The 21,757-nt window shown below is 71.4% G+C and carries 21 protein-coding genes and 1 tRNA gene; 6 read left to right on the top strand and 16 right to left on the bottom strand.

Features of this window, described 5'->3' with window-relative positions; all coding sequences use genetic code 11:
• Positions 1–311 precede the first annotated feature (311 nt).
• From thrB to PZB75_RS22705, 6 genes are all read right to left on the bottom strand, one after another.
• Positions 312–1,229: a homoserine kinase gene (thrB, locus tag PZB75_RS22730; RefSeq protein ID WP_275537140.1), complete on the bottom strand. Its 918-nt coding sequence runs from the start codon at positions 1,227–1,229 to the stop codon at positions 312–314.
• A 537-nt stretch (positions 1,230–1,766) separates the two neighbouring features.
• A complete protein-coding gene (thrC, locus tag PZB75_RS22725; RefSeq protein ID WP_275537139.1) occupies positions 1,767–2,837 on the bottom strand; it encodes a threonine synthase in 1,071 nt (356 codons plus the stop codon).
• A gap of 7 nt (positions 2,838–2,844) precedes the next feature.
• Positions 2,845–4,146: a homoserine dehydrogenase gene (locus PZB75_RS22720; protein ID WP_275537138.1), complete on the bottom strand. Its 1,302-nt coding sequence runs from the start codon at positions 4,144–4,146 to the stop codon at positions 2,845–2,847.
• A 94-nt stretch (positions 4,147–4,240) separates the two neighbouring features.
• Positions 4,241–5,632: a diaminopimelate decarboxylase gene (lysA, locus tag PZB75_RS22715; protein ID WP_275537137.1), complete on the bottom strand. Its 1,392-nt coding sequence runs from the start codon at positions 5,630–5,632 to the stop codon at positions 4,241–4,243.
• Positions 5,633–5,660: 28 nt separating this feature from the next.
• The gene (gene nrtL, locus PZB75_RS22710; RefSeq protein ID WP_275537136.1) at positions 5,661–6,773 is read right to left on the bottom strand and encodes an ArgS-related anticodon-binding protein NrtL; all 1,113 of its coding nucleotides are present in this window, start codon (positions 6,771–6,773) and stop codon (positions 5,661–5,663) included.
• Positions 6,774–6,849: 76 nt separating this feature from the next.
• On the bottom strand, positions 6,850–7,341 hold the full coding sequence (locus PZB75_RS22705; protein WP_275538825.1) for a response regulator: 492 nt from the start codon (positions 7,339–7,341) through the stop codon (positions 6,850–6,852).
• Between the two features lie 134 nt (positions 7,342–7,475).
• Between PZB75_RS22705 and PZB75_RS22700 the strand changes: the two genes are divergently transcribed.
• Positions 7,476–7,547 (top strand) — tRNA-Arg (locus PZB75_RS22700).
• Positions 7,548–7,887: 340 nt separating this feature from the next.
• On the opposite strand, the gene PZB75_RS22695 is transcribed toward PZB75_RS22700, so the two are convergent.
• The gene (locus PZB75_RS22695) at positions 7,888–8,601 is read right to left on the bottom strand and encodes a hypothetical protein (protein WP_275537135.1); all 714 of its coding nucleotides are present in this window, start codon (positions 8,599–8,601) and stop codon (positions 7,888–7,890) included.
• A 518-nt stretch (positions 8,602–9,119) separates the two neighbouring features.
• On the opposite strand from PZB75_RS22695, the gene PZB75_RS22690 reads away from it, so the two are divergent.
• The 3 genes from PZB75_RS22690 to PZB75_RS22680 are packed head-to-tail and all read left to right on the top strand — an operon-like array spanning position 9,120 to position 11,020.
• Complete coding sequence (locus PZB75_RS22690) at positions 9,120–9,881, top strand: hypothetical protein (protein ID WP_275537134.1); 762 nt, start codon at positions 9,120–9,122, stop codon at positions 9,879–9,881.
• A gap of 3 nt (positions 9,882–9,884) precedes the next feature.
• Positions 9,885–10,346, top strand: a complete 462-nt coding sequence (locus PZB75_RS22685; RefSeq protein ID WP_275537133.1) for a phage holin family protein — start codon at positions 9,885–9,887, stop codon at positions 10,344–10,346.
• A complete protein-coding gene (locus tag PZB75_RS22680) occupies positions 10,322–11,020 on the top strand; it encodes a DUF3618 domain-containing protein (protein ID WP_275537132.1) in 699 nt (232 codons plus the stop codon). Before PZB75_RS22685 ends, PZB75_RS22680 begins: the two co-directional genes overlap by 25 nt.
• Before the next feature lie 321 nt (positions 11,021–11,341).
• Here the strand turns inward: PZB75_RS22680 and PZB75_RS22675 are convergent, their stop codons facing one another.
• From PZB75_RS22675 to PZB75_RS22655, 5 genes are all read right to left on the bottom strand, one after another.
• Positions 11,342–12,556 carry an IS110 family transposase gene (locus PZB75_RS22675; RefSeq protein WP_275537131.1) on the bottom strand — a complete coding sequence of 405 codons (1,215 nt, stop codon included), beginning with the start codon at positions 12,554–12,556 and terminating at the stop codon, positions 11,342–11,344.
• A gap of 343 nt (positions 12,557–12,899) precedes the next feature.
• Positions 12,900–13,562, bottom strand: coding sequence for a phosphatase PAP2 family protein (locus tag PZB75_RS22670; protein WP_275537130.1), 663 nt, complete (start codon positions 13,560–13,562; stop codon positions 12,900–12,902).
• Positions 13,549–14,670: a YihY/virulence factor BrkB family protein gene (locus PZB75_RS22665; protein ID WP_275537129.1), complete on the bottom strand. Its 1,122-nt coding sequence runs from the start codon at positions 14,668–14,670 to the stop codon at positions 13,549–13,551. Before PZB75_RS22665 ends, PZB75_RS22670 begins: the two co-directional genes overlap by 14 nt.
• Before the next feature lie 224 nt (positions 14,671–14,894).
• Positions 14,895–16,484 carry an amidase gene (locus PZB75_RS22660; protein WP_275537128.1) on the bottom strand — a complete coding sequence of 530 codons (1,590 nt, stop codon included), beginning with the start codon at positions 16,482–16,484 and terminating at the stop codon, positions 14,895–14,897.
• 105 nt (positions 16,485–16,589) lie between these two features.
• A complete protein-coding gene (locus PZB75_RS22655; protein WP_275537127.1) occupies positions 16,590–17,201 on the bottom strand; it encodes an ATP-binding protein in 612 nt (203 codons plus the stop codon).
• Positions 17,202–17,393: 192 nt separating this feature from the next.
• Between PZB75_RS22655 and PZB75_RS22650 the strand changes: the two genes are divergently transcribed.
• Both PZB75_RS22650 and PZB75_RS22645 read left to right on the top strand, forming a co-directional pair.
• Positions 17,394–18,278 carry a helix-turn-helix transcriptional regulator gene (locus PZB75_RS22650; RefSeq protein WP_275537126.1) on the top strand — a complete coding sequence of 295 codons (885 nt, stop codon included), beginning with the start codon at positions 17,394–17,396 and terminating at the stop codon, positions 18,276–18,278.
• Positions 18,275–18,478 (top strand): DUF397 domain-containing protein, encoded by a 204-nt coding sequence (locus PZB75_RS22645; protein WP_275537125.1) that lies wholly within the window; start codon positions 18,275–18,277, stop codon positions 18,476–18,478. Before PZB75_RS22650 ends, PZB75_RS22645 begins: the two co-directional genes overlap by 4 nt.
• Before the next feature lie 342 nt (positions 18,479–18,820).
• On the opposite strand, the gene PZB75_RS22635 is transcribed toward PZB75_RS22645, so the two are convergent.
• From PZB75_RS22635 to PZB75_RS22620, 4 genes are all read right to left on the bottom strand, one after another.
• Positions 18,821–19,045, bottom strand: a complete 225-nt coding sequence (locus PZB75_RS22635; RefSeq protein WP_275537124.1) for a ferredoxin — start codon at positions 19,043–19,045, stop codon at positions 18,821–18,823.
• Complete coding sequence (locus tag PZB75_RS22630; protein WP_275537123.1) at positions 19,042–20,232, bottom strand: cytochrome P450; 1,191 nt, start codon at positions 20,230–20,232, stop codon at positions 19,042–19,044. The genes PZB75_RS22635 and PZB75_RS22630 overlap by 4 nt, the downstream gene beginning before the upstream one ends.
• A gap of 295 nt (positions 20,233–20,527) precedes the next feature.
• Positions 20,528–20,860 carry a YnfA family protein gene (locus tag PZB75_RS22625; protein ID WP_275537122.1) on the bottom strand — a complete coding sequence of 111 codons (333 nt, stop codon included), beginning with the start codon at positions 20,858–20,860 and terminating at the stop codon, positions 20,528–20,530.
• A gap of 87 nt (positions 20,861–20,947) precedes the next feature.
• Complete coding sequence (locus tag PZB75_RS22620) at positions 20,948–21,682, bottom strand: 4'-phosphopantetheinyl transferase superfamily protein (RefSeq protein ID WP_275537121.1); 735 nt, start codon at positions 21,680–21,682, stop codon at positions 20,948–20,950.
• Positions 21,683–21,757 lie beyond the last annotated feature (75 nt).

Here is a 21,757-nt window from a genome sequence, read left to right as displayed (position 1 = left end):
TTGCGAGGCGCGGACCGTGCCGGGGCGGTGGTCCGCCGGGTACGGCGGAGAGACGAATGTGCTGGGCCCGGCGCGAGGTCCCCCTGCTCGGCCCACTCCTGGACGAGCGAGGGGGTGTCGTGCCGGTTCCGGAGCGTGCTCGAAACTGCTCAGGCAGGCTGCTCAGGCAGTTGGGGAGGCTCCCGGAAGAATGGTGGTCCCTAAGGGGGACACGAAGCAACGCGCCACATAGACGTCGATTGCTGACTTGAGGTTAACACTACCGGCTCCAACAAACATTCCCCCTCTCACTCACCGGCAATCCCGCCCCTCTACGGGGCCAGCGGCAGCACGCTCGCGCCCGCGGCGTCGAGAGTGAGCCGGTTGGCGGCCCAGTCCTCCCCCGCCAGCCGCGCGACCTTGTCGGCCGCACCGTCCTCGACCAGCGCGAGCACCGTGGGCCCGGCACCGGAGATCACCGCCGGGACGCCGTCCGCGCGCAGCCGGTTGACGAGTTCGACGCTCCGCGGCATCGCCGGGGCGCGGTATTCCTGGTGCAGCCGGTCCTCGGTGGCGGCCAGCAGCAGCTCGGGGCGCCTGGTCAGGGCCTCGACGAGGAGCGCGGCACGGCCGGCGTTGGCCGCGGCGTCCACATGGGGGACGGTGCGCGGCAGCAGGCCGCGGGCAGTCTCGGTGAGTACGGCCTTGCCCGGTACGAAAACCACCGGAACGACGGAATCCGCCGGGTCCATCCTGATGGCGCGGGCGGCACCCCCGTCCGTCCAGGCGAGGGTGAAGCCGCCGAGGAGGCAGGCGGCGACGTTGTCCGGGTGCCCCTCGATCTCGGTGGCGAGCTCCAGCAGCGCCGCGTCGTCGAGGCGCGCGTCGCCGCCTATGGTCACCGCTCGGGCGGCGACGATGCCCGCGCAGATGGCGGCGGAGGAGGAACCGAGGCCGCGGCCGTGCGGGATGCGGTTGGCGCAGACGATCTCCAGGCCGCGGGGCTGTCCGCCGAGCAGGTCGAAGGCGGTGCGCAGGGAGCGTACGAGCAGATGGCTCTCGTCGCGGGGCAGCGTCTCTCCGCCCTCACCTGCGATGTCGATGTGCAGTCCGGAATCGGCCACGCGGACGACGACGTCGTCGTACAGCCCCAGCGACAGGCCGAGGGCGTCGAAACCCGGACCCAGGTTGGCACTGGTTGCGGGGACGCGCACCCGGACGGCGGCGGCTCGGAACGCGGGACCGGCCATCGCTCTGACGACTCTCCTTGTGAGACAGCGGTGATTTCTGGGCGTTTCGGGGCTGTGGTGGGGGGTGGAGTGGAATACCCGGCGGCCACGTCGGCGACGACACCGCGGCGGACGCGGCGGGGCGGGTCGGGCACAGCCTATCGAAGGAAGGTTCCGCGGCGACATAGGGCGCACAGGAGGCGCACGATGCGTGTCGTTCCCCCGTCATGCGCTCCGCACCCGGTCGGAGGGGCGTCGGTACGCCGCGACGCCGCGATCCGGAGATCGCGCGACGCGGCGTCGGGGTACGGCTCCGGGGCGGGAGCGCCCCGCCCGGCGCGCGTACGGCCAGGGACCGGCGGGGCGGCCACGCGCGACCGCCGTGCGCGGTTGCCGGGTCCGGCGCACACGGCGTTCGCACACATACCGACACGCACGGCCGCCGCACCGGAGCGCGGTCGCGCACGTACCGCCGCGGCCGACCCCGCCGCGCGGGGCCGACGCGCAGTCGACGTACGGACGGCGCTCGACCGACGCGCGGAGGGCGCCGCACCGGCACTACGCCAGGCCGAGCCGTTCCGCGGCAGCCGCGGCGTCGACGGGGACCGTGACCGGCTGGGGGGCGCCGGCGACGGCCCAGTCGGGGTCCTTCAGGCCGTTGCCGGTGACCGTGCAGACGATCCGCTGGCCGGGGTCGACCTTGCCCTCCTCGGCCGCCTTCAGCAGACCGGCGACGGAAGCGGCCGACGCGGGCTCCACGAAGACACCCTCCTGCGAGGCCAACAGACGGTAGGCGGACAGGATCTGACGGTCGGTCACCTCGTCGATGAACCCGCCGGACTCGTCCCGGGCGGCCAGCGCGTACTGCCAGGACGCCGGGTTGCCGATCCGGATCGCGGTGGCGATCGTCGACGGGTCCTTGACGACCTCGCCGCGCACGATGGGCGCGGAACCGGACGCCTGGAAGCCCCACATGCGGGGGGTACGGGTGGACACGCCGTCCGCCGCGTACTCCGTGTAGCCCTTCCAGTAGGCCGTGATGTTGCCCGCGTTGCCGACCGGCAGGACGTGGATGTCCGGGGCGTCGCCGAGCGCGTCGACGATCTCGAAGGCACCCGTCTTCTGGCCCTCGATCCGGGCCGGATTGACCGAATTGACCAGTGCCACCGGGTAGTTGTCGGAGAGCGAGCGGGCCAGGGTCAGGCAGTCGTCGAAGTTGCCGTCCACCTGGAGGATCTTGGCGCCGTGCACCAGTGCCTGGCCCATCTTGCCGAGCGCGATCTTGCCCTGCGGCACGAGGACGGCGCAGACCATGCCCGCCCGCACCGCGTACGCGGCGGCGGACGCGGAGGTGTTGCCGGTGGAGGCGCAGATGACGGCCTGCGCGCCCTCCTCCTTGGCCCGGGTGATCGCCATGGTCATGCCGCGGTCCTTGAAGGACCCGGTCGGGTTGGCGCCCTCCACCTTGAGGTGCACCTCGCAGCCCGTGCGCTCGGAGAGGACCTGCGCCGGAACGAGCGGCGTACCACCCTCACGGAGCGTGACGACCTGCGTCGTGTCCGCCACCCCGAGCCGGTGCCGGTACTCCTCGATGATGCCGCGCCACTGATGGGTGCCGTTGGTGGTCATGGGTCCCTTACTCCCCTTCAACACGCATGATGCTGGCGACACCGCGCACGGTGTCGAGCTTGCGCAGTGCCTCGACGGTCCCGGAGAGGGCGGCGTCGGGTGCGCGGTGGGTGACGACGACGAGGGATGCCTCGCCGTCTCCGTCCTGTCGGCCCTTCTGACGTACCGTGTCGATCGATACGCCCTGCTCGGCGAAGACCGTCGCGACCTGGGCGAGTACGCCAGGCTTGTCGGCCACGTCGAGGCTGATGTGGTACCGCGTGACGACCTCGCCCATGGGACTCACGGGCAGCCGCGTGTACGCGGACTCGCCGGGGCCGGTGGCCCCGCCGAGTTTGTTGCGGCAGACCGCGACGAGGTCGCCGAGCACCGCGGACGCGGTCGGCGAACCGCCCGCGCCGGGTCCGTAGAACATCAGCTGCCCGGCGGCCTCGGCCTCGACGAAGACCGCGTTGTACGCCTCGCGGACGGAGGCCAGCGGGTGGCTGAGCGGGATCATCGCCGGGTGCACGCGGGCGGTGACGGACCTGCCGTCGGCGGCCCGCTCGCAGATGGCGAGGAGCTTGACCGTGCAGCCCATGCGCCGGGCGGACGCGATGTCCGCGGCGGTGACCTCGGTGATGCCCTCACGGTGCACCTCGCCGATGCGCACCCGGGTGTGGAAGGCGATACCGGCGAGGATCGCGGCCTTGGCCGCCGCGTCGAAGCCCTCGACGTCGGCGGTGGGGTCGGCCTCGGCGTAACCGAGTGCGGTGGCCTCGTCGAGTGCCTCCGAGTATCCGGCGCCGCTGGTGTCCATCCGGTCGAGGATGAAGTTCGTCGTGCCGTTGACGATGCCGAGCACCCGGTTGACCGTGTCGCCGGCCAGGGACTCGCGCAGCGGCCGTACCAGCGGGATGGCGCCCGCGACGGCGGCCTCGTAGTAGAGGTCCCGGCCGTGCCGCTCGGCGGCGGCGTGCAGTGCGGCGCCGTCCTCGGCGAGCAGCGCCTTGTTGGCGGAGACGACGCTCGCGCCGTGCTCGAAGGCGGTCGTGATCAGCGTGCGGGCCGGTTCGATCCCGCCGATGACCTCGATGACGACGTCGATGTCACCCCGTTCGACCAGGGCGGTGGCGTCGGTGGTGATGAGGGCGGGGTCGATGCCCTCACGGACCTTGGCCGGCCGGCGGACGGCGACACCGGCGAGCTCCAACGGGGCGCCGATGCGCGCCGCGAGGTCGTCGGCGTGCGTCGTCATGATGCGCGCCACCTCTGAGCCGACCACACCACAGCCCAGCAGCGCCACCTTCAGCGGACGCGTACGCATCATCCGACCTCGTTTCTGTACATCTACGGTATGGACCAGTCTCACTCACCGGACGGGGGTTTCTACCACCCGTCCGGATTATGAGACATCTATTTCATCAGCCGACATCAAGACGCAGGAGATCTTCCTCCGTCTCGCGCCGGACGACGACCCGGGCCGCGCCGTCACGCACGGCGACGACGGGCGGGCGCAGGGCGTGGTTGTAGTTGCTCGCCATCGAACGGCAGTACGCGCCGGTCGCGGGCACGGCGATCAGGTCGCCCGGGGCGAGGTCGGACGGCAGGAACGCGTCCTTGACCACGATGTCGCCGCTCTCGCAGTGCTTGCCGACGACGCGGACGAGCATCGGCTCGGCGTCGGAGCGGCGCGAGACGAGCGCGACGCTGTACTCGGCGTCGTACAGCGCGGTGCGGATGTTGTCCGACATGCCGCCGTCGACGCTGACGTACGTACGGAGTCCTTCGAGCGGCTTGACCGTGCCGACCTCGTACAGCGTGAACGCGGTCGGACCGACGATGGCGCGCCCCGGTTCGACCGAGATCCGGGGTGTGGTGAGCCCGGACGCCTCGCACTCGCGGGTCACGATGTCGGTGAGCGCCTTGGCGATGTCCTGGGGTTCGCTGGGGTCGTCGTCCGAGGTGTACGCGATGCCGAGGCCGCCGCCGAGGTCGATCTCGGGGAGTTCGACGCCGTGCTCGTCCCGTACCTCCGCGAGCAGTTGCACCACGCGCCGCGCGGACACCTCGAAGCCCGCCATGTCGAAGATCTGCGAGCCGATGTGCGAGTGGATGCCGATGAGTTCGAGCCCGTCGAGGGTCAGCGCCCTGCGGACCGCCTCGGCGGCCTGTCCCCCGGCCAGCGCGATGCCGAACTTCTGGTCCTCGTGGGCGGTGGCGATGAACTCGTGGGTGTGCGCCTCGACGCCGACGGTCACCCGGATCTGTACGCGCTGCCGCTTGCCGAGCCGCTGTGCGACATGGGCGACCCGGACGATCTCCTGGAACGAGTCGAGGACGATCCGCCCGACGCCGACCCCGACGGCCCGCTCGATCTCCGCGAGGGTCTTGTTGTTGCCGTGGAAGGCGATGCGCTCGGGCGCCATGCCCGCGTCGAGCGCGGTGGTCAGCTCGCCACCGGAGCAGACGTCGAGGTTGAGCCCTTCCTCGTCGAGCCAGCGGACGACGGCGCGGGACAGGAACGCCTTCCCCGCGTAGAAGACATCGGCGTCCGCGCCGAAGGCGCCGGACCAGGCACGGCATCGGGCACGGAAGTCCGCCTCGTCCATGATGTACGCCGGAGTGCCGAACTCCTCGGCCAGCCGGGTCACTTGGATACCGCCGACGGTGACCACCCCGTCGTCGTCGCGGGAGACGGTGCGGGCCCAGACCTTCTCGTCGAGGACGTTGAGGTCGGCGGGGGGCGCGGCGTAGTGCCCCTCGGGGACGACGTCGGCGTGACGGGGACCGGCGGGGTGTGCGGATCGGCTCATCGTGGTGCTCTGCTCTCTCGGGCTCTCATCAGAGGTGTTCGGGTGCGCTGACGCCGAGCAGGGTCAGGCCGCCGGCCAGCACCGTCCCGGTGGCGTCGGCGAGGGCCAGCCGGGAGCGGTGGGCGGCCGAGGGTTTCTCGTCGCCGACGGGCAGCGGCGGACAGAGGTCGTGCAGGTCGAAGAAGGCGCGGGCGACGTCCTCAAGATGGCGGGCGAGCCGGTCGGGGGCCCGGTGCCGGGCGGCGGCGGTCAGGACGGCGGGGTGCTCGGCGAGGACGGCGGCGAGGACGGAGACGGGCTCCCGGCCGCCGTCGGCGCTCTCGCTGCCGTGGCTGTCGTCGCGCCCGTCGCTTACGTTCCGGTCGCCGCGCTCCGGGTGTCCACAGCTCATGCCGGTCACGCCGGCATCACTCACACCGAGGTCACTCACAGCGTGCCCGCTCACGCCGAGGTCGCGCGCGCCACGGGCGAGTGCGCGGGTACGGGCGTACGCGTACCGCACCCGGAACAGCGGATTGCTCTCCCGCTGGACGAGCAGGCCCTCGGTCCTGGGCCGGTCGTGCGCGGCGGGGCGCAGCAGGGCCCAGCGGGCGGCGTCGTCCCCGAGCCGGGCGAAGAGGTCGTGGTCCTCGGGGGGTACGGGCACGATGTGCGGCGTCTCACCGTCCGGCGTCCTGGGCCCGACGGTGGCGCCCTGGGCACGCAGCAGCCGCTCGGTCACCTGGACGACGACCTGGGCGCGGATCTCCTCGACGGGTGCGAACGCCACCCGGGTCCCGGTGAGGGCGTCCCCGTGTCCGTAGACGGTGCCGCGCTCGCGGGCCTCCCGGACGGCGAGGACCACGGCGTCGGCGCCACTGCGGCCGAGCGTGAAGTTGAGGTATCCGGGTCCGGTGATCTCGACCGGCCCGATGCCCGGCGCGGCGGCGATCCGGTCCCTGAGGATCTCGGCCACGGCGCGGGCGGGCAGTCCGGCGGGCCCGGCCAGTTGGAGGGCGACGGCGCAGGCGTGGTCCCCACTGCCGCCGGGCCGCGTCCGCTCCACCCGCACGCGGGCGGGCACGGGCGCGCGCAGGACTCCCTCGTCGACCGCGCGCGCCACGGCGCGCAGGACGGTTCGGGAGAGCTCTGCGGGAGTCACAGGACAAGCGTATGGGAGGAAGGGGGGCGCTCCGCGACCGGTTTCGCGATGCGGTCACCCCGCGGTCACCTCGCTGTCATCCCGCCGCGCTCTCCGCCCTGCCCGCACCACGTGCCCCGCCGCCCCCGTCGGCCGGCGGAGGTTCTTCGCGGCGCATCAGCCTCCTCACGAGCCGCACCATCTCACTCGGCTCGAACGGCTTCGCCAGAAACGCGTCGACCCCGGAGGCCGCGCCGCCGCCCACCTCGTACTGCGTGCACGCGCTGATGATGGCGACCGGCAGATGTCCCGTCCGCGGATCGGACCGCAGCCGGGCGGCGGTCTGAAAACCGTCGAGCCGGGGCATCGCCACATCCAGCGTGATCACGTCGGGACGGACCTGATGGGCCAGATCCAGACACTCGACACCATCGGCCGCGGTCACGACCTCGAAGCCCTCAAGCTCGAGGTTGACCCTGATCAACTGCCGGATGACCTTGTTGTCGTCGACAACAAGCACGCGGCCGGACGCCCCTGACACACTCCGAGAATAGGGCGGCGGACGGGGCTGCGTCCGGGTTTTGCCCATTTCCGCCCCCGGACGGGTGGTGGCCGGTGCGCAACGCCCGTTCCAGGACGCCCCGGCGACGCGGAAATCCCTGTTCACGGACACCCCACGGAAGCTGGTAGGGTTTCATCCGTCGCCGCGAAACGCAGCGAAACGCCCCCGTAGCTCAGGGGATAGAGCAACGGCCTCCGGAGCCGTGTGCGCAGGTTCGAATCCTGCCGGGGGCACTCCAGCCCGGACAGCGTGATCAACCCGCTGACCTGCTGAGTGTCGAAGATGAAGGGCCGGACCCAGGATCACTGAGTCCGGCCCTTCATCGTTGTCTGTCACCGGTGGCGCGTGGGCCTACGCCCTGGCCGGCTCCAGCGAACTGCAAGCCTTCGCAGGCCAACTCTTCTCCGGTGCGGCACAGTTGCTCCACGGCCGACCCGCCCGCACGCCCGGAGGCACCCACGGGCCCAGAATCTCGTCGAAGAACGCAACCCGTCCGCCCGTCGGGTGCTCGCGGCCGCGCCACCCGTTGACCGGACTACCACTCACCGCGCCCCGCCGACACCGGTCTCCTCCTCACCCCGGCAGGCACTCGAATGCCTCCCGCGTGATCCTCGTCCAGTGGTCGGCCCCCTTGTCGAGGAGGCCGTCCGCTTCCAGCTTGGCGAGCACGGTCTCCTCGGTGAAGTCCTGGCCGAGGAGGTAGGGCGACATGCACCAGGAGAAGCCCGCGGCGTTGAATTCGTCGACGACGCGACGAGCCGGGGACGGCCGGTGCTGCCCCGGGGCGCCGTCGTCGGCTTCGGAGTGGTGCTCCGCGATGTAGCGGGTGAGCCCTTCCGCTATGTGCCATCGCGTGCCGTCGTACCAGTAGACACCACTGGCGGCGAGAACGGTCTGTCCTGTTTCGGGGTCCCGGATACTGAGGGCTTCGTACGTCTCCCGCTGGTTGAGGACGATGCCCTTGAGGTCGTCGGGAACGCCGTCGTAGAGGGCCAGTTGGGTCCGGTGATCGCCCTCGGCGTAGAGGTTGAGGTCCTCCTCGTGGTCGAAGACGGTGAGGAGGACGCGGCCGTCGGGGAGGAAGTACCAGACGGTCGACTGACCGCCGCCGTCGTTCCACGCGTACCGGTCGGCCGCTCCGAACCTGGTCGGCGCGGGGCTTGCCTTGTCGCCCCAGCGGGAGTGGGCGTCGGCCCGTTGCATGGCGTCGACGACGGCCGCGCGGCGGCGCACGTCGGCGGCGGGAGTCGCTTGCAGGCACTTCCAGAGTGTTATGCCGTCGGCCATGAGTCATGTGCTCCGTTCCTCGGTCGATTCACCGGGTCATCGGTGCGGGGCCGGCCCGCCTCGTGCCGCGGTCGGTCGCGCGGGAGCATTCCATCAAACCCCACTGACAGCGCGGGTCCCCTGCGCGCGGAAGGCTGACCGTAGGAGGGCGCATACGTTACGGGGTGTACGGGGACGGGGACGGGACGGGTTCAGCCCGGCCCGCTCCCTCCACGACGACGAGTCGATGCGCAACCGCGCGGCCCCGCCGAGCCCGGTGCGTGGCGGAGCCCGGGGCGCCGGTCACCGTGTTCCTCGGTCGCGCCGGTCGCGGCGAGGCCGTCGGGGGCAGGGTCTGCGGGCGGCCGGAGGCCGGCCGACGGGTGGTGCGCCGGCGAATGACGGACAGAGACGCGGCTTACTCCGTTCAGGTGCAATGCCATCTATATACGTTTTAGCTGCTTATGAGAGCTTTCCTCCTCGTCGTGACGGGTACACCGGCTATGAGCGGAAAGAGAACGACCGATCTAGGAGGAGCTTTGAGCGACTTCGACGGTTCGAACCGCCGGCAGGAAGGCACCGCGGCGGCGACAGCGCGCACGGCCCAGGACAAAGCGGCCCAGGGTGCCGGGCTGGTGGGCGACAAGGGCACTGAGGTGGTCGGCACCGCCCGGGAGCAGGCGGCCCAGGTGACCGGAGAAGCCACCGCCCAGGCGAAGAATCTGGCGAACGACGTGCGCGAACAGCTCCAGGACCAGGCCAGGACGCAGACACAGCGTCTGGCGCAGAACGTCCGCCGATTGGCCGACGAACTCCAGGACATGCGCGACAAGGGCGGGTCGGATTCCACGGCCGCGGGTGTGGTCGGGCAGATAGCCGACAGCGGCCACCAGGTGGCCTCTCATCTGGAGCGTCGCGGGCCGGACGGGCTCGTCAGCGATCTGCGGGACTACGCCCGGCAGCGGCCGGGGATCTTCCTGGCGGGCGCGGCGCTGGCGGGCTTCGCCGCCGCCCGCGCGGGCAAGGGGTTCAAGGCCGCGGGCGGCGACGACGACAGCGGTCGGCCGCCCGCCCATGGAAGGAGCGACGGGGAGGGCCGGGGCCGGGGCGCCGGTCCTCCGGGGCCGGACACGCCGGGCGCGCCCGGTTGGGTGGACGGGGCAGGGGCACTCACGGACCGCGGGCCCAGCGTGTCGCGGTCGTCGCCGACGACCCCGTACCGCACCGGTGACGGGGCCGCCCCGGGGCCGGTCGTCGCGGATGACCTCCGCCCGGACCCCGAGCGTCCGCAAGGGAGTTGAGCCATGACCACCTCGCGCCTCGAAGCCACCGGGTCCTCCCGGGTCCGCCCGGCCGAGCCCCCGGTCGAGCCGTCAGCCGATCCGTCGGTCGATCAGTCGGTCGGGGATCTGGTCGGTGAGATCAGCAAGGATCTCTCACAGCTCGTCCGTGAGGAGATCGAGCTGGCGAAGTCGGAGATCAAGCAGGAGTCCGCGAAAGCAGGCAAGGCGGCCGGGATGCTGGCCGGTGCCGGTTACGCCGGGCATCTCGTACTCCTGCTCGGCAGCCTGACCGTGATCTTCGCCCTCTCCCATGTGGTCGACCTGGCCTGGGCCGCTCTGATCGTGACGGGTGTGTGGGCGATCGCCGGGGCGATTCTCCTCGTCACCGGCCGCAAACGTCTACGGACGGTGCGCCTCAAGCCGGAACGGACCATGGACACACTGAAGGAGGATGCCCGATGGGCAAAGCACCCGACGAGCTGAGCACGGACGTCGAACGGACCCGGGCGCATCTGGCACGCGATGTGGATGCCCTGGCGGAGAAGGTGGTACCGGGGAGAGTCGCCCGGCGCAAGGCCGGCGCGGCCCGGCACCGGCTGACCGGAGCGAAGGAGCGCGTGATGGGTGTGGCGAGCGGAACCGGCCGAAGCGTGTCAGGCGGCGCTCACCACGTCGCCGAGTCCACCGCGCACGTGGGCGGCACGGTGCGCGACGGCGCGGAGCACGCGGGCGCCTCCGTACGGGAGGGCGCCGAGCACGCGGGAGCCTCCGTGCGCGCGACCCCGGAGCGGGTCAAACGGCAGACACAGGGCAGCCCGCTCGCGGCCGGGATCGTGGCGTTCGGCGCCGGAATGGTCGCGGCCGCCCTGTTGCCGTCCACCTCGGCCGACGAACGGGTCGGCAGGGAGTTGCGGGCCCACTCGGACGAACTCCTCCAGCCGGTGAAACAGAGCGCCCAGGACGTCAGGGACGAACTGCGCGGGCCGGCCTCGGAAGCGGTCGACTCGGTCAAGGGCTCGGCGAGGGACGCGGCCCGGACGACCGGCGAACAGGCCCGCGATTCGGGTCGGAGCGCTGCGGGCGGCCTGCGGGACGTGGGGCAGGACGCCGTCCGGGACACCCGGGACGCGGCTTCGGGGAACTCCGGGGGCGGCTGACGCCCCACGGGCCCCGTACGCCCGGCGGGCCCTGAACGCCGGGCGGGCCGCATACGCCCTACGGGACCCGAACGCCCGGCGGGCTCCGTACGCCCCACGGGCCGCATACGCCCCACGGGCCCCGTACGCCCGGCGGGCCGCATACGCCCGGCCGGTCTACCGGACACGCGGGAGTGCGCACCTGTGGGCCCTGGCCGACGGCCGGGGCCCACAATCACGATGTACGGGACAGGCCCGGTCCGGTGCCGGGTCCACGCCGGGGGGGTGCCTCTATGTCGTTCGTCAATCCCGCACTGTCGGTTTTAGGGGTGTTGGTCCTGTTTATGCGGCGAGGGTGACGGTGGGGGTTCGGGACTCGTAGAAGGTTCCGTCGCGGAGCATGGCGAACAGGACGCTGATGCGTTGGCGGGCGAGGCGGAGGAGGGCTTGGGTGTGGGTTTTGCCGCGGGCGCGTTGCTTGTCGTAGTAGGTCCGGGAGGCGGGGTCGGCGTTCATGCAGGCGAAGGCGGACAGGAACATGGCGCGTTTGAGCTGCCGGTTTCCGCCCCGGGGTGCGTGTTCGCCGTGGATCGAGGTTCCCGACGACTTCGTGGTCGGGGCCAGGCCCGCGTAGGAGGCGAGGTGGGCGGCGGTGGGGAAGCTGGTGCCGTCGCCGATGGTGGTCAGGAGCACGGCGGCGGTCCTGACGCCGACGCCGGGCATCGAGGTCAGGACCGGGGAAAGAGGGTGGGCCTCCAGCAGGGTGCTGATCTGGGTTTCCAGGGCCCGGCGCTGTTCGTGGACGGCGCCGAGGGAGCGGGCCAGGGAGGGAACGACGGTGTCGAGGGTGCCGGTCCCGGGCACGATCACGGTCTGTTCGTCCAGGGCGTCGAAGACGTCGTCGATCAGCCGGGCGGCCATGCGGGGGGCCTTGGGCCGGATGAGTTCGACGAGTCTGCGGCGGCCGGCCTTTCGCAGTGCGGCCGGGGAGCCGTGGCGTTCGAGCAGCCAGGTGACGGCCTGGTGGTCCAGACGCGGGCCGAGGACGCGCTCCAGGCTGGGGTGGAACTGGGTGAGCAGGCCGCGTATCCGGTTGCTGGTGCGGGTGGCCTCGGCGGCGAGGTCCTGGTCGAAGCCGGCCAGGACGGTCAGCTCGGCGGTGATCTCGTCGGTCAGTTCCAGCGAGCGCAGGGTGTGGGGCAGGGTGCGGGCGGCGTCCGCGATCACGGCGGCGTCCTTCGCGTCGGTCTTCGCCTCGCCCGGGTAGAGGTCAGCGATCCTGCGCATGGCCAGGCCGGGCAGGTAGGCGACCTTGCAGCCCGCGTCCCGGGCGACGGCCAGGGGCAGGGCGCCGATGGAGGCGGGCTGGTCCACGATCACCAGCACCGTGCCGAACTTCGCGGCCAGCTTGTCGAAGACGGCCCGCAGCTTCGGCTCGCTGTTGGGCAGCTGCTTGTCGAAGACCTTCTTCCCGGCCGGAGTCAGTCCGTGCCCGTGATGGGCGCTCTTGCCGACGTCCAGGCCGAGGAATACGCCCACGTCTTCTGTGTCGAACATCGCGCCCCTCCAGGCGAGTTGAACGTGCCGGCCTCGGCAGTGGTGTCGTACGCGCGCATCCACGTTATGCAGACCTGCCGCCCAAGGGCTGTCCGGCATTGCGCCGGACCGGACGGTGGCCGGACCTCTCATCAGCGTCTCCGACGGCACCTCCCGGGCCCGGTGACACCACCCCCCAGGCCATCTGTTCGACAGGGGGACATAGTCATGCCGGGCCCGGAGGCCAGCGGTCCCGTTGCAGGACCGCGAAAAACATAACGGGGTCGATTTCGCCGAACTGCGCCTCCCCCGAGCCGCGACGCACCGCCCGCCGAGTCCCCGCCGCACCACCCACCCACCTTGATCACCGCACCCGCTGGACCGGACGGCGGGAGGTGCGGCGGATCAGCCAGGCGCTCGCCAGCCCGACAGCGGCGCCCGCCGCGACATCGCTGGGGTAGTGCGCGCCCGTGTGGACGCGTTCGGTCGCGATCAGCGTCGCGGGAACCGCGCAGACGAGTCCCGCACCGGGCCGGAGCACCGCGACGCCGACCGTGAAGGCCACCGCGGCGGCGGTGTGTCCGGACGGGAAGGAGGAGCTGTCCGGCCGGTCGTCCGCGTCCTGGCTGGGAACGAGTTCCTGGGGAGGCCGGGCACGGTGGCACAGCCGCTTGAGCACCCCGTCGGAGAACGCCTCCGCCACGGCCATGCCGGCCAGTCCGGTCACCGCCGCCCTGCGGCCGGTACGCCCTCCGGTGGCCGCCAGCAACGCGGCGGCCGCCCACCAGAGCTTGGTGTGTTCGGCGCCCGACTCCACCGCCGGAAGCAGGCGCCGCGCCCACGGTGACCTCCACGCGGCGACTCCCCGGGTCACGCCCCGGTCGATGCGGTACAGGCGGTCCCGGCACGCCGCCACACACATCCGCGGCCACGGCACCGGCCCGGATCGTTCGCTGCCCTCCACGGTCACCTGATCGGCACCCCGCCCGGTCGTCCGGTGGTCGGCGGCGGTGTCACTCGGCCGCATGCCGCAGCTCCTCCTCGCTCCACTTACTGGTGTCGCGCGGCGGGACGTACGGCTCCTCGTCCTCGGGCATGCCGCCCTTGATCGCCCGTTCCCGGGCCATCTCGGCGTCGAACTCCAGGCCGAGCAGTATCGCCAGATTGGTGATCCACAGCCACACCAGGAAGATGATCACGCCGGCGAGGGCGCCATAGGTCTTGTTGTACGAGGCGAAGTGCGCCACGTACACCGCGAAGCCCGCGGAGGCCGCCATCCAGATGATCAGGGCCACCACGCTGCCCGGAGTGACCCACTTGAAGCCGCGCCCCTTGGCGTTCGGTGAGGCCCAGTACAACAGGGCGATCATGAGCGTCACCAGCAGGAGCAGAACCGGCCACTTGGCGATCGACCACGTCGTCATCGCCGCGTCGCCGACCCCCAGGGCCGTACCGGCCTGCTGCGCCACGCCGCCGGTGAACACCACGATCAGCGCCCCGGCGCAGGCGGTCACCATCAGCGCGACGGTGACGACCAGCCGCAGCGGGGTCAGCTTCCATATCGGCCGTCCCTCGGGCATGTCGTACACCGCGTTGGAGGCACGGATGAACGCCGCCACATATCCGGAGGCGGACCACACCGCACCCACCAGCCCGACGATCGCGAGCACCGAACCGGTGCCGCCGCTGTCCCGCAGCTGGCTCACCGCGTCGCCGATGACCTGGCGCGCGGAGCCCGGGGCGAGTTGCTGAATGTTGTCAAGGACCTGATCGGCCGTCGATTTGCCCGCGATGCCCAGCAACGACACGAGGACCAGCAGGGCGGGAAACAACGAGAGGACCGCGTAGTACGTCAGAGCGGCCGCCCGGTCGGCGAGTTCGTCGTTGCTGAACTCCTTCACCGTGCGCCGCAGCACCGCCCGCCACGACTTCTTCGGCATGTCCGTCGGCTCGTCGGGGGCGTCCCGTTCCACCTCCGCCGACGGCCCCACCTGATTCCGCTCCGCCTCGGCCGACCGTACCGCTCGCCCGCCCGGACCGGTGTCCGCTCCTCGGTCCGACCTTCCGCTTGCGGGCTCACCATCCAGGCGGGGGGTGTCCTCGTGCGGTTCTTCCGCTTTCCGCTTCCTTCTCATGACCGTCGGGTAACCGCGCACCGACGATCCACGCCTCATCCGTACGAGAACCCGTTCTCGGCCATCGCTGCCGCGGCACCGGAGCCCCGGGCCGGAGCCCGTACCGACGACGACGGCGCCCGGCGGATGACCTCGCGCGGACGCCGTGTCGAACCGATCAACCGATTCGCCGCACCCGGTTCACGGGGACGGCTCGTCGGACCTGTCCACCGGGACGCGCCGCTCTACCGGGACGCGCCGCCTCCGATCGTCGGCAGGTAGCGCGGCGCGCGCCAGGCGTCCAACCGGCCTTCCACCGAGGCTCCCAGCGACAGCAGTCCGGCGTCCTGGTGGTCTCCGGCCATCAGCAGCAGACCGATGGGAAGCCCTTCCACGGACCCGGCCGGCACGGACAGCGACGGGTATCCGGCCACGGCGGCCGGGGTGGAGGACGGGATCACGTCGTCGTCACCCCGGGCGCAGTCGGTCGTCCAGGCGGGCGGGTTCGTCGGTGCGGCGATGGCGTCCAGCCGATGGGCGGCCATGGTCTCGTCGATGGAGCGCCGGGACAGGTCCCGCAGCTCCGCGCGCATGGCCCGGTAGCCGGGGTCGGTGGTCGGGGGCGCGGCGAGTGACTGCTCGAACAGCTCCTGGCCGGCGAAGCAGGTCCGCTCCCCCGGGTGGGTGCGGTTGAACTCGATCAGCTCGGCGAGGTTCCGAGGCCCCTGTCGGGTGGCGAGGTAGGCGTCGATGTCCCGGTGGAACTCGCTCAGCAGCGCCGGGAACTCCAGTTCCGCGAGCCGGTCCTGGTACGGGGGCGTCACCTCGACGACCACGGCTCCCGCGTCGCGCAGCTTCCTCGCCGTACGGGTCATCACGGCGTCCACCTCGGGTCCGAGCACCGACAGCCGCCACAGCCCGATCCGCTTGCCCCGCAGGCTCTCGGGGTGCGTCACCCTTTCCCGGAGGCCGACGAGCGCGCCGGGGTGGGCGGTGTCGCCGCCGCTGAGCACCGAGAGGGTGAGGGCGGCGTCGATCACGTTGCGTGCCATGGGTCCCGCCGTGTCCTGCTCGGCCGTGATCGGTACCACGCCGGCCTGGCTGACCAGGCCGAGGCTGGGCTTGTGGCCGACCACGCCGTTCATCCCGGCCGGACAGACGATCGAGCCGTCCGTCTCGGTGCCGATCGCCACCTGGGACAGCGACGCGGCGAGCGCGGCACCGGAGCCGGCGGAGGACCCGCACGGATTCCGGTCCAGCACATAGGGGTTACGGGTCTGTCCGCCGACCGCGGACCATCCCGAAGTGGGCTTGGCGGCGCGGAAGTTGGCCCACTCGGACAGGTTGGTCTTGCCGAGGATCACCGCACCCGCGTCCCGCAGCCGGGTCACCAGCGCGGCGTCGGCGTCCGGCGGGCTCCCCGCCAACGCGAGCGAACCCGCGGTCGTCGGCAGGGTGCGGGTGTTCACGTTGTCCTTGAGCAGCACGGGAATGCCGTCGAGGGGGCCGAGGGTGCGCCCGCGCCGGTGTCTGGCGTCACTGGCGGCCGCCTGGCTCAGCGCCGTCGGGTCGGTGTACAGCACCGCGTTGATCTTGGGGTTGATGGCCCTGATCCGCCACAGGTAGGCGCTGGTCAATGCCGACGAGGTCAGCGAACCCCTGGCCATGCGGGCCTGCAACTGCGGAATCGTCACCGTGTCGAGATCGATCCCCAGCCTGGGCGGCGGCCCACCGGCGTCCGTCCCGGTCGCCTCCGCCCGCGGGTTCGGTAAGCCGGTCATCAGGGACGCCGCGGCCAGGGCGGCGACCAGGGCGGCAATGCTCCTCTTCCTCATGCGTCTCAGGGGACTACACGCAGCCTGCCCGTGCAAGGGCTCCCCCGCCTGTACGCACATCCTGTCAAGCGGCCGTACAGGGGAGCAGGTGCGATCGCGTGGTCCCTACTCCGTCCGTACGGTCACCGCTTGCGCCGCGTCCAGCCGCAAGGCCGGGCCGTCGTCCAGCCCGACGACGACGAAGAGCCCGCCGGTGGCATACCGCTCACTCCGTACGCTGCGGACCATCTGCCAGGTTCCCCGGGCCTGTACGCGTTGCCCCGGCCGCACGGTCACCGCCGCGACATCTGTCTCGACGGGGGCGGGGACGATGCCCGGGGCCAGCAGCTCCGCCCATACGGTCTTCCCGATGCCGGCCTGCCGTTCGTCAACGCCCCAGCGATGGGCCAGGGTCTCCACCAGCAACAGGCCGCGTCCCGCCGTGTCCAGCTCACCGGGCAGCCGCACGACCGGCCGCCCTTCCCCGGCGTCGCTCACCTCTAGCCGCAGCACTCCGCCCCGCTCTCGGCAGAGGATGCGTACGCCGATCATCCGGTCGCCGGGGACAGGCACGGCGAGCGCGTTGGTCACGAGTTCGGAGAGCACCAACTCGCCCTCCTCGGTGACCGTCTGCCCTGCACGCCACTCCCCGAGCTTGGCACGGAGAACGGCTCGCGCCCTGGACACGCTGCTCGGGCAGCGCACCAACCTGCACTTCACTTCGTACGGCTCACTCATGACAGCTCCCATGGGGTCGGAGATCAGCCGGAGTCCCTTGTCCACAGGTTTAGTTCGGGACATCGACGGCCTGAGCTCAGAATGAGTGGACACCATACGAAAGTGCAACGTTTCCAAAAGATGCGACAGCTTTTTTCCCTCTTTCGGGTAACCTCACCGCTTCAGGCCCTTCCCTCAGGTAAAGGTGTTCACATGTATGCGAAGAGCACCAGCGCGAACCCTTCGACTGTCCTCGGACGCCAACTCGGTGACGAGCTGAGGCGACTGAGGGAGGCAGCAGGGCTGACCACGACACAGGCGGCTGAGGCGCTCGACTGCACGAAGGGGAAAGTCAGCCGGATCGAGAACGGCCGTGTGGCGCTTCGCCTCCCTGACCTCACAGCGATGCTTCACGCGTATCAGGTCGAAGACTCTGACACCAAGGAGAGGCTTGGTTCGTTGGCCCGTAAGGCCAACCGCAGGCGCAAGGAGGGCTGGTGGAATCAGTACGGCGATGTACTCGCCGACACATACCGCGACTACATCGCCCTGGAGGCCATGGCCAAGAGCATCCGGACCTTCCAGGCTCAACTGGTCCCCGGCTTGCTCCAAACGCCCGAGTACATCCGGGCTGTAACCGTGGCTTCACGACAGTGGCAGACAGCCGACGAGATCGAGAAGTTCGTGCACGTACGCCTCGCCCGGCAGGAACGGCTGCTGTCCGACGAACCTCTCCAACTATGGGCAGTGTTCTCGGAAGCCGTACTTCTTCAGCAGGTCGGCGGGTCACGGGTGATGAGCACGCAGCTCCAGCACCTACTGGCCAGTTCCGAACACCCGAACGTGACACTTCAGGTGCTGCCGTTCACCCGTGGAGCCCATGCCAGTATGTTCGGCCCATACGTAGTGCTGGGATTTCCGGAGGAGGGGGCGCTCGACGTGGTTCTGGTCGACAACCCGTCCGGGTCCATGTGGCTGGAGCGAGCGACGGATGTCTCGCGCTACCAAGACCTGTTCGACGCCGCGCGTACGTCAGCGCTCTCGCCGAATGAGTCCCGCGCTGTCATCCACCGCAGATCCAAGGAGCATCAAGCATGAGTCGCGCACACCGCAGCACGCCGGAACTGACAGGCGCGAGGTGGCGCACCAGCACGTACAGCGGAGGCAACAACGAGTGCGTGGAGGTCGCCGACAACCTTCCCCGCCTCGTCCCCGTCCGCGACAGCAAGCGCCCCACCGGCCCCGTCATCGCCTTCGGCCACGACGCCTGGCGCGCGTTCGTCGGTGAGCTGCGCTGACCCACAGCAGGTGTGATCCGTAGCCGCCCGCCCAGGGCCCGTGACAACCAACTGACCGGCCGCTCTTCTCCGTTGCTCGCCGTAAACGCACCATGACAGCATCCGGCGCGAATTCGCCGTTCCACTCGGTGAGTTCCGGCGGACGGCGGTGCTCGTTCGGCACGACGGGTACGGCGGTCCGTGGATGGCGGAGCGGAACGGTGTCCGCTGGATCTGAACGTCCTCGGCGCGGAGAGCTTCCCGGCGGGCTGATCCGGTGCCCCGTGCCGGGGCGTGAGCGGTCCGGAGCCCTGGCACGGGGGCGTCCCGGCGGTCAGGGCGCGTCGCGCCGCCGGGCCGGAGTCACGGCCTCGGGCCGATCACACGGTCGTCCTCGCGGACCAGGATGGCCATGGCCGGACACGAGTCGGCCGCGTCCAGGGCGCGTTCGTCCGGGTCGATCCGGCGCTTCACGGCCTCGGCCCACATACCGTCCAGGTGGAACAGGTCCGGGGCGATGCCCGCGCAGATGCCCGAGCCCATGCACTGCTTCCGGTCGACGTCCGTCGTCCAGGGCACGGCGGTCACCACCCCACCGGCATCTCGCGCGGGCCACGGACCAGCATCTCGTTCTTCCACCGCACGTCACCGGCGATGCGCAGGCCGGGAAAGCGGGTGATCAGTGCCTGGAGCGCCTCCTGGAGTTCCAGGCGGGCCAGCGGTGCGCCCAGACAGTGGTGGACGCCGTGGCCGAAGGCCAGGTGCTGGACTCCGGTACGTGCCACGTCCAGCCGGCCCGGCGCGTCGAACCTCAGGGCGTCCCGGTTGGCCGCGCCCACCGCCACCAGCACCGGTTCCCCCACCCGTACCAGCGTGCCGCCGACCTCGATGTCCTCCTTGGCGTAGCGGGGGAACGCGGCGCCGCTGCCGAGGGGTACGAAGCGCAGCAGCTCCTCCACGGCGCCCTTGAGGAGGTCCGGCCGCTCACGCAGCAGGGCCAGCTGGTCCGGGTGGTCCAGCAGCGCGTGCACGAAGTTGGGGATCTGGCTTGCGGTCGTCTCGTGACCGGCGACGAGGATGCCGACGCACAGATCGACGAGTTCGAGTTCGCTCAGCCGGTCGCCGGTGTCGCGTGCCTCGATCAGCCCGGTCATCATGTCCGGGCGCGGGTTCGCGCGGTGTTCCTCGATCAGACCGGCCATGTAGGCGCGCAGTTCCTCGCGGTTGGCGCGGAACTCCTCGGCCGTCAGCGAGCTGGTCGACAGCGCCGCGTCGCTCCACTCGCGGAACTTCGGCCGGTCCTCCTCCGGTACGCCGAGCATGCGGCAGATGACCGCGACCGGGATGGGTAACGCGTAACACTCCACGAGGTCGGCCGGCGGCCCGGCGGCCTCCATCCCGTCGAGGAGGCCGTGGGCCAGTTCCCGTACCTGGGGGCGCAGCCGTTCCACCTGGTGCACGGTGAACGCCTTCGCCACCAGGGTGCGCAGCCGGGTGTGGGAGGGCGGGTCCATGCTGAGGATGCCGCTGTCCTGGCGCCCCTCGGACTGCCGGGGCTCGTCGTGGTCACGGCCTTCCGCCCTGCTGAACCGCTGGTCACCGAGGACCAGTCTGGCGTCGGCGTACCGGGTGGCCAGCCAGGCCGGCTCGCCGTAGGCCATGCGCACGCGCACCAGTCCCGGCCGGAGGCGGGCCTGCGCGTACGCCTCGGACAGTCCCAGTCCCTCCGGTTCGTTGAAGGGATAGACGAGCGGAGCCTGCTCAACTGCGGTCATCGGCGGTCTCCTTCGGTGAAGGGTGATCCAACGAACCTAGGAGCGGGCCCTCCGGCGGACAACAGCGTTTCAAGCCCCCTGTGCGGGCGGCGGGCGGCGGGCGACGTGGGGCGGGTCGGGAGGGTGGTGCGGGACGCGTGAGCTGCGTCGGGAGGGTGGTGCGGGCGCGTGGGCCGGGTCGGGAGGGTGTGCGGGGCGCGTGGGCTGCGGCGTCGGGTCGGGGCCGGTACGGGCACGGGGGCCGGGGAGCCCGATCAGCGGGCCGGGGAGCGGGGTCGGCGTACCGGGAAGCAGGTCAGCTGCGAGGGGCGTACATGATCACCGCGACGCCGACGAGACAGATCAGCGCCCCCAGGACGTCGGCCCAGTCCGGGCGGTAGCCGTCCAGGACGACGCCCCAGGCCAGGGAGCCGGCGACGAAGACGCCACCGTAGGCGGCGAGGATACGGCCGAAATCGGCGTCCTCCTGGAGCGTCGCGACGAACCCGTAGATCCCCAGGGCGATCACTCCCGCCCCGATCCACGCCCAGCCCCGGTGCTCGCGGACCCCCTGCCACACCAGCCAGGCGCCGCCGATCTCGAACAGGGCTGCCGCGACGAACAACGCGACCGAGCGGAGGACGAGCACATCAACTGCTTTCTGCGGGGCCCACGTCGGCCGGATCGGAGCGGGAAGGCCGGCGCGGCGCGGGGTGGTTCGCGGTGTCGCGGGCCCTCATCGCCGGAGCGCGACCGCCGCCGCGTAGCCGTCGGGTACCGCCACATCGGTGAGGGTCCAGCCGTCCGGGCCCGGTGCCGGGACGGGGCCGGCGCCCACGTAGTCGAGGGAGGGGTCGCGCGAGAGACCCGTACCGATTCCCTTCAGGTACGACTCCTTGCGCGACCATGCCCGCGCGAAGGCGGCGGGCCTGTCCCGGTCGGGGAGGGCGACCAGTTCCTCGGTCTCCGACGGGTGGAGGGACACCGCGACGTCCGTGACCGTCTCCAGGGAGTGGAACTGTTCCACGTCGGTGCCGACGGGGGTGTCGGCGATGGCGATCAGCGCCAGGTCGCCGCTGTGGGACAGCGAGAAGTGCGGCCCACCGGCGCCCGCCACCGCGGGGCGGCCGTGCGGGCCGCCGCAGGTGGGGCAGGTCTCCCGGTCCATCCGGACCGCGCGGGCGGTGGTCCCCAGCCGGGCACCGAGCAGGAGGCGCAGCGCCACGTGGGCGGCGGTGTAGCAGCGGCGGTCACGGTCCAGGCGGAACGCTTCGGCGCGTCGTCGCTCCTCGTCGTCCAGGACCTGGGCGGCGAGGCGGTCCGCGGCGGCCTCCTGGGCCACGGCGTCCACGAGCCACAGGGAGGCCGGCGGGAAGCCGTCGGCCCGCTCCATGGATCTCCGTAGGGCGTCGGAGGGGGCCGTGAGATCCAGCACGGTCGGCGCCTGGAGAATGGGCGGCGATACGGTCATACGGCGATCCTAAGGGCGTCCGCCGGTAGGTGCCGTAGGTGGTGCTAGTGGGGCAGGCACGGTTCGCCCGATCAT

It is taken from the genome of Streptomyces sp. AM 4-1-1, assembly GCF_029167625.1.
Lineage (GTDB): Bacteria > Actinomycetota > Actinomycetes > Streptomycetales > Streptomycetaceae > Streptomyces.
Note: the sequence above shows the minus strand (reverse complement) of the source record. Positions and strands in the feature narration are given on the sequence as shown.

Coding starts and splice junctions, on each gene's coding strand:
- PZB75_RS22720 (WP_275537138.1), bottom strand. CDS start 4,146: ATGATGCGTACGCGTCCGCTGAAGGTGGCGCTGCTGGGCTGTGGTGTG.
- PZB75_RS22670 (WP_275537130.1), bottom strand. CDS start 13,562: ATGCGGCCGAGTGACACCGCCGCCGACCACCGGACGACCGGGCGGGGT.
- PZB75_RS22695 (WP_275537135.1), bottom strand. CDS start 8,601: ATGGCCGACGGCATAACACTCTGGAAGTGCCTGCAAGCGACTCCCGCC.
- PZB75_RS22705 (WP_275538825.1), bottom strand. CDS start 7,341: ATGGGCAAAACCCGGACGCAGCCCCGTCCGCCGCCCTATTCTCGGAGT.
- lysA (WP_275537137.1), bottom strand. CDS start 5,632: ATGAGCCGATCCGCACACCCCGCCGGTCCCCGTCACGCCGACGTCGTC.
- PZB75_RS22655 (WP_275537127.1), bottom strand. CDS start 17,201: ATGAGTGAGCCGTACGAAGTGAAGTGCAGGTTGGTGCGCTGCCCGAGC.
- PZB75_RS22675 (WP_275537131.1), bottom strand. CDS start 12,556: ATGTTCGACACAGAAGACGTGGGCGTATTCCTCGGCCTGGACGTCGGC.
- PZB75_RS22650 (WP_275537126.1), top strand. CDS start 17,394: ATGTATGCGAAGAGCACCAGCGCGAACCCTTCGACTGTCCTCGGACGC.
- PZB75_RS22680 (WP_275537132.1), top strand. CDS start 10,322: ATGGGCAAAGCACCCGACGAGCTGAGCACGGACGTCGAACGGACCCGG.
- PZB75_RS22665 (WP_275537129.1), bottom strand. CDS start 14,670: ATGAGAAGGAAGCGGAAAGCGGAAGAACCGCACGAGGACACCCCCCGC.
- thrC (WP_275537139.1), bottom strand. CDS start 2,837: ATGACCACCAACGGCACCCATCAGTGGCGCGGCATCATCGAGGAGTAC.
- PZB75_RS22630 (WP_275537123.1), bottom strand. CDS start 20,232: ATGACCGCAGTTGAGCAGGCTCCGCTCGTCTATCCCTTCAACGAACCG.
- PZB75_RS22660 (WP_275537128.1), bottom strand. CDS start 16,484: ATGAGGAAGAGGAGCATTGCCGCCCTGGTCGCCGCCCTGGCCGCGGCG.
- PZB75_RS22685 (WP_275537133.1), top strand. CDS start 9,885: ATGACCACCTCGCGCCTCGAAGCCACCGGGTCCTCCCGGGTCCGCCCG.
- PZB75_RS22645 (WP_275537125.1), top strand. CDS start 18,275: ATGAGTCGCGCACACCGCAGCACGCCGGAACTGACAGGCGCGAGGTGG.
- PZB75_RS22620 (WP_275537121.1), bottom strand. CDS start 21,682: ATGACCGTATCGCCGCCCATTCTCCAGGCGCCGACCGTGCTGGATCTC.
- thrB (WP_275537140.1), bottom strand. CDS start 1,229: ATGGCCGGTCCCGCGTTCCGAGCCGCCGCCGTCCGGGTGCGCGTCCCC.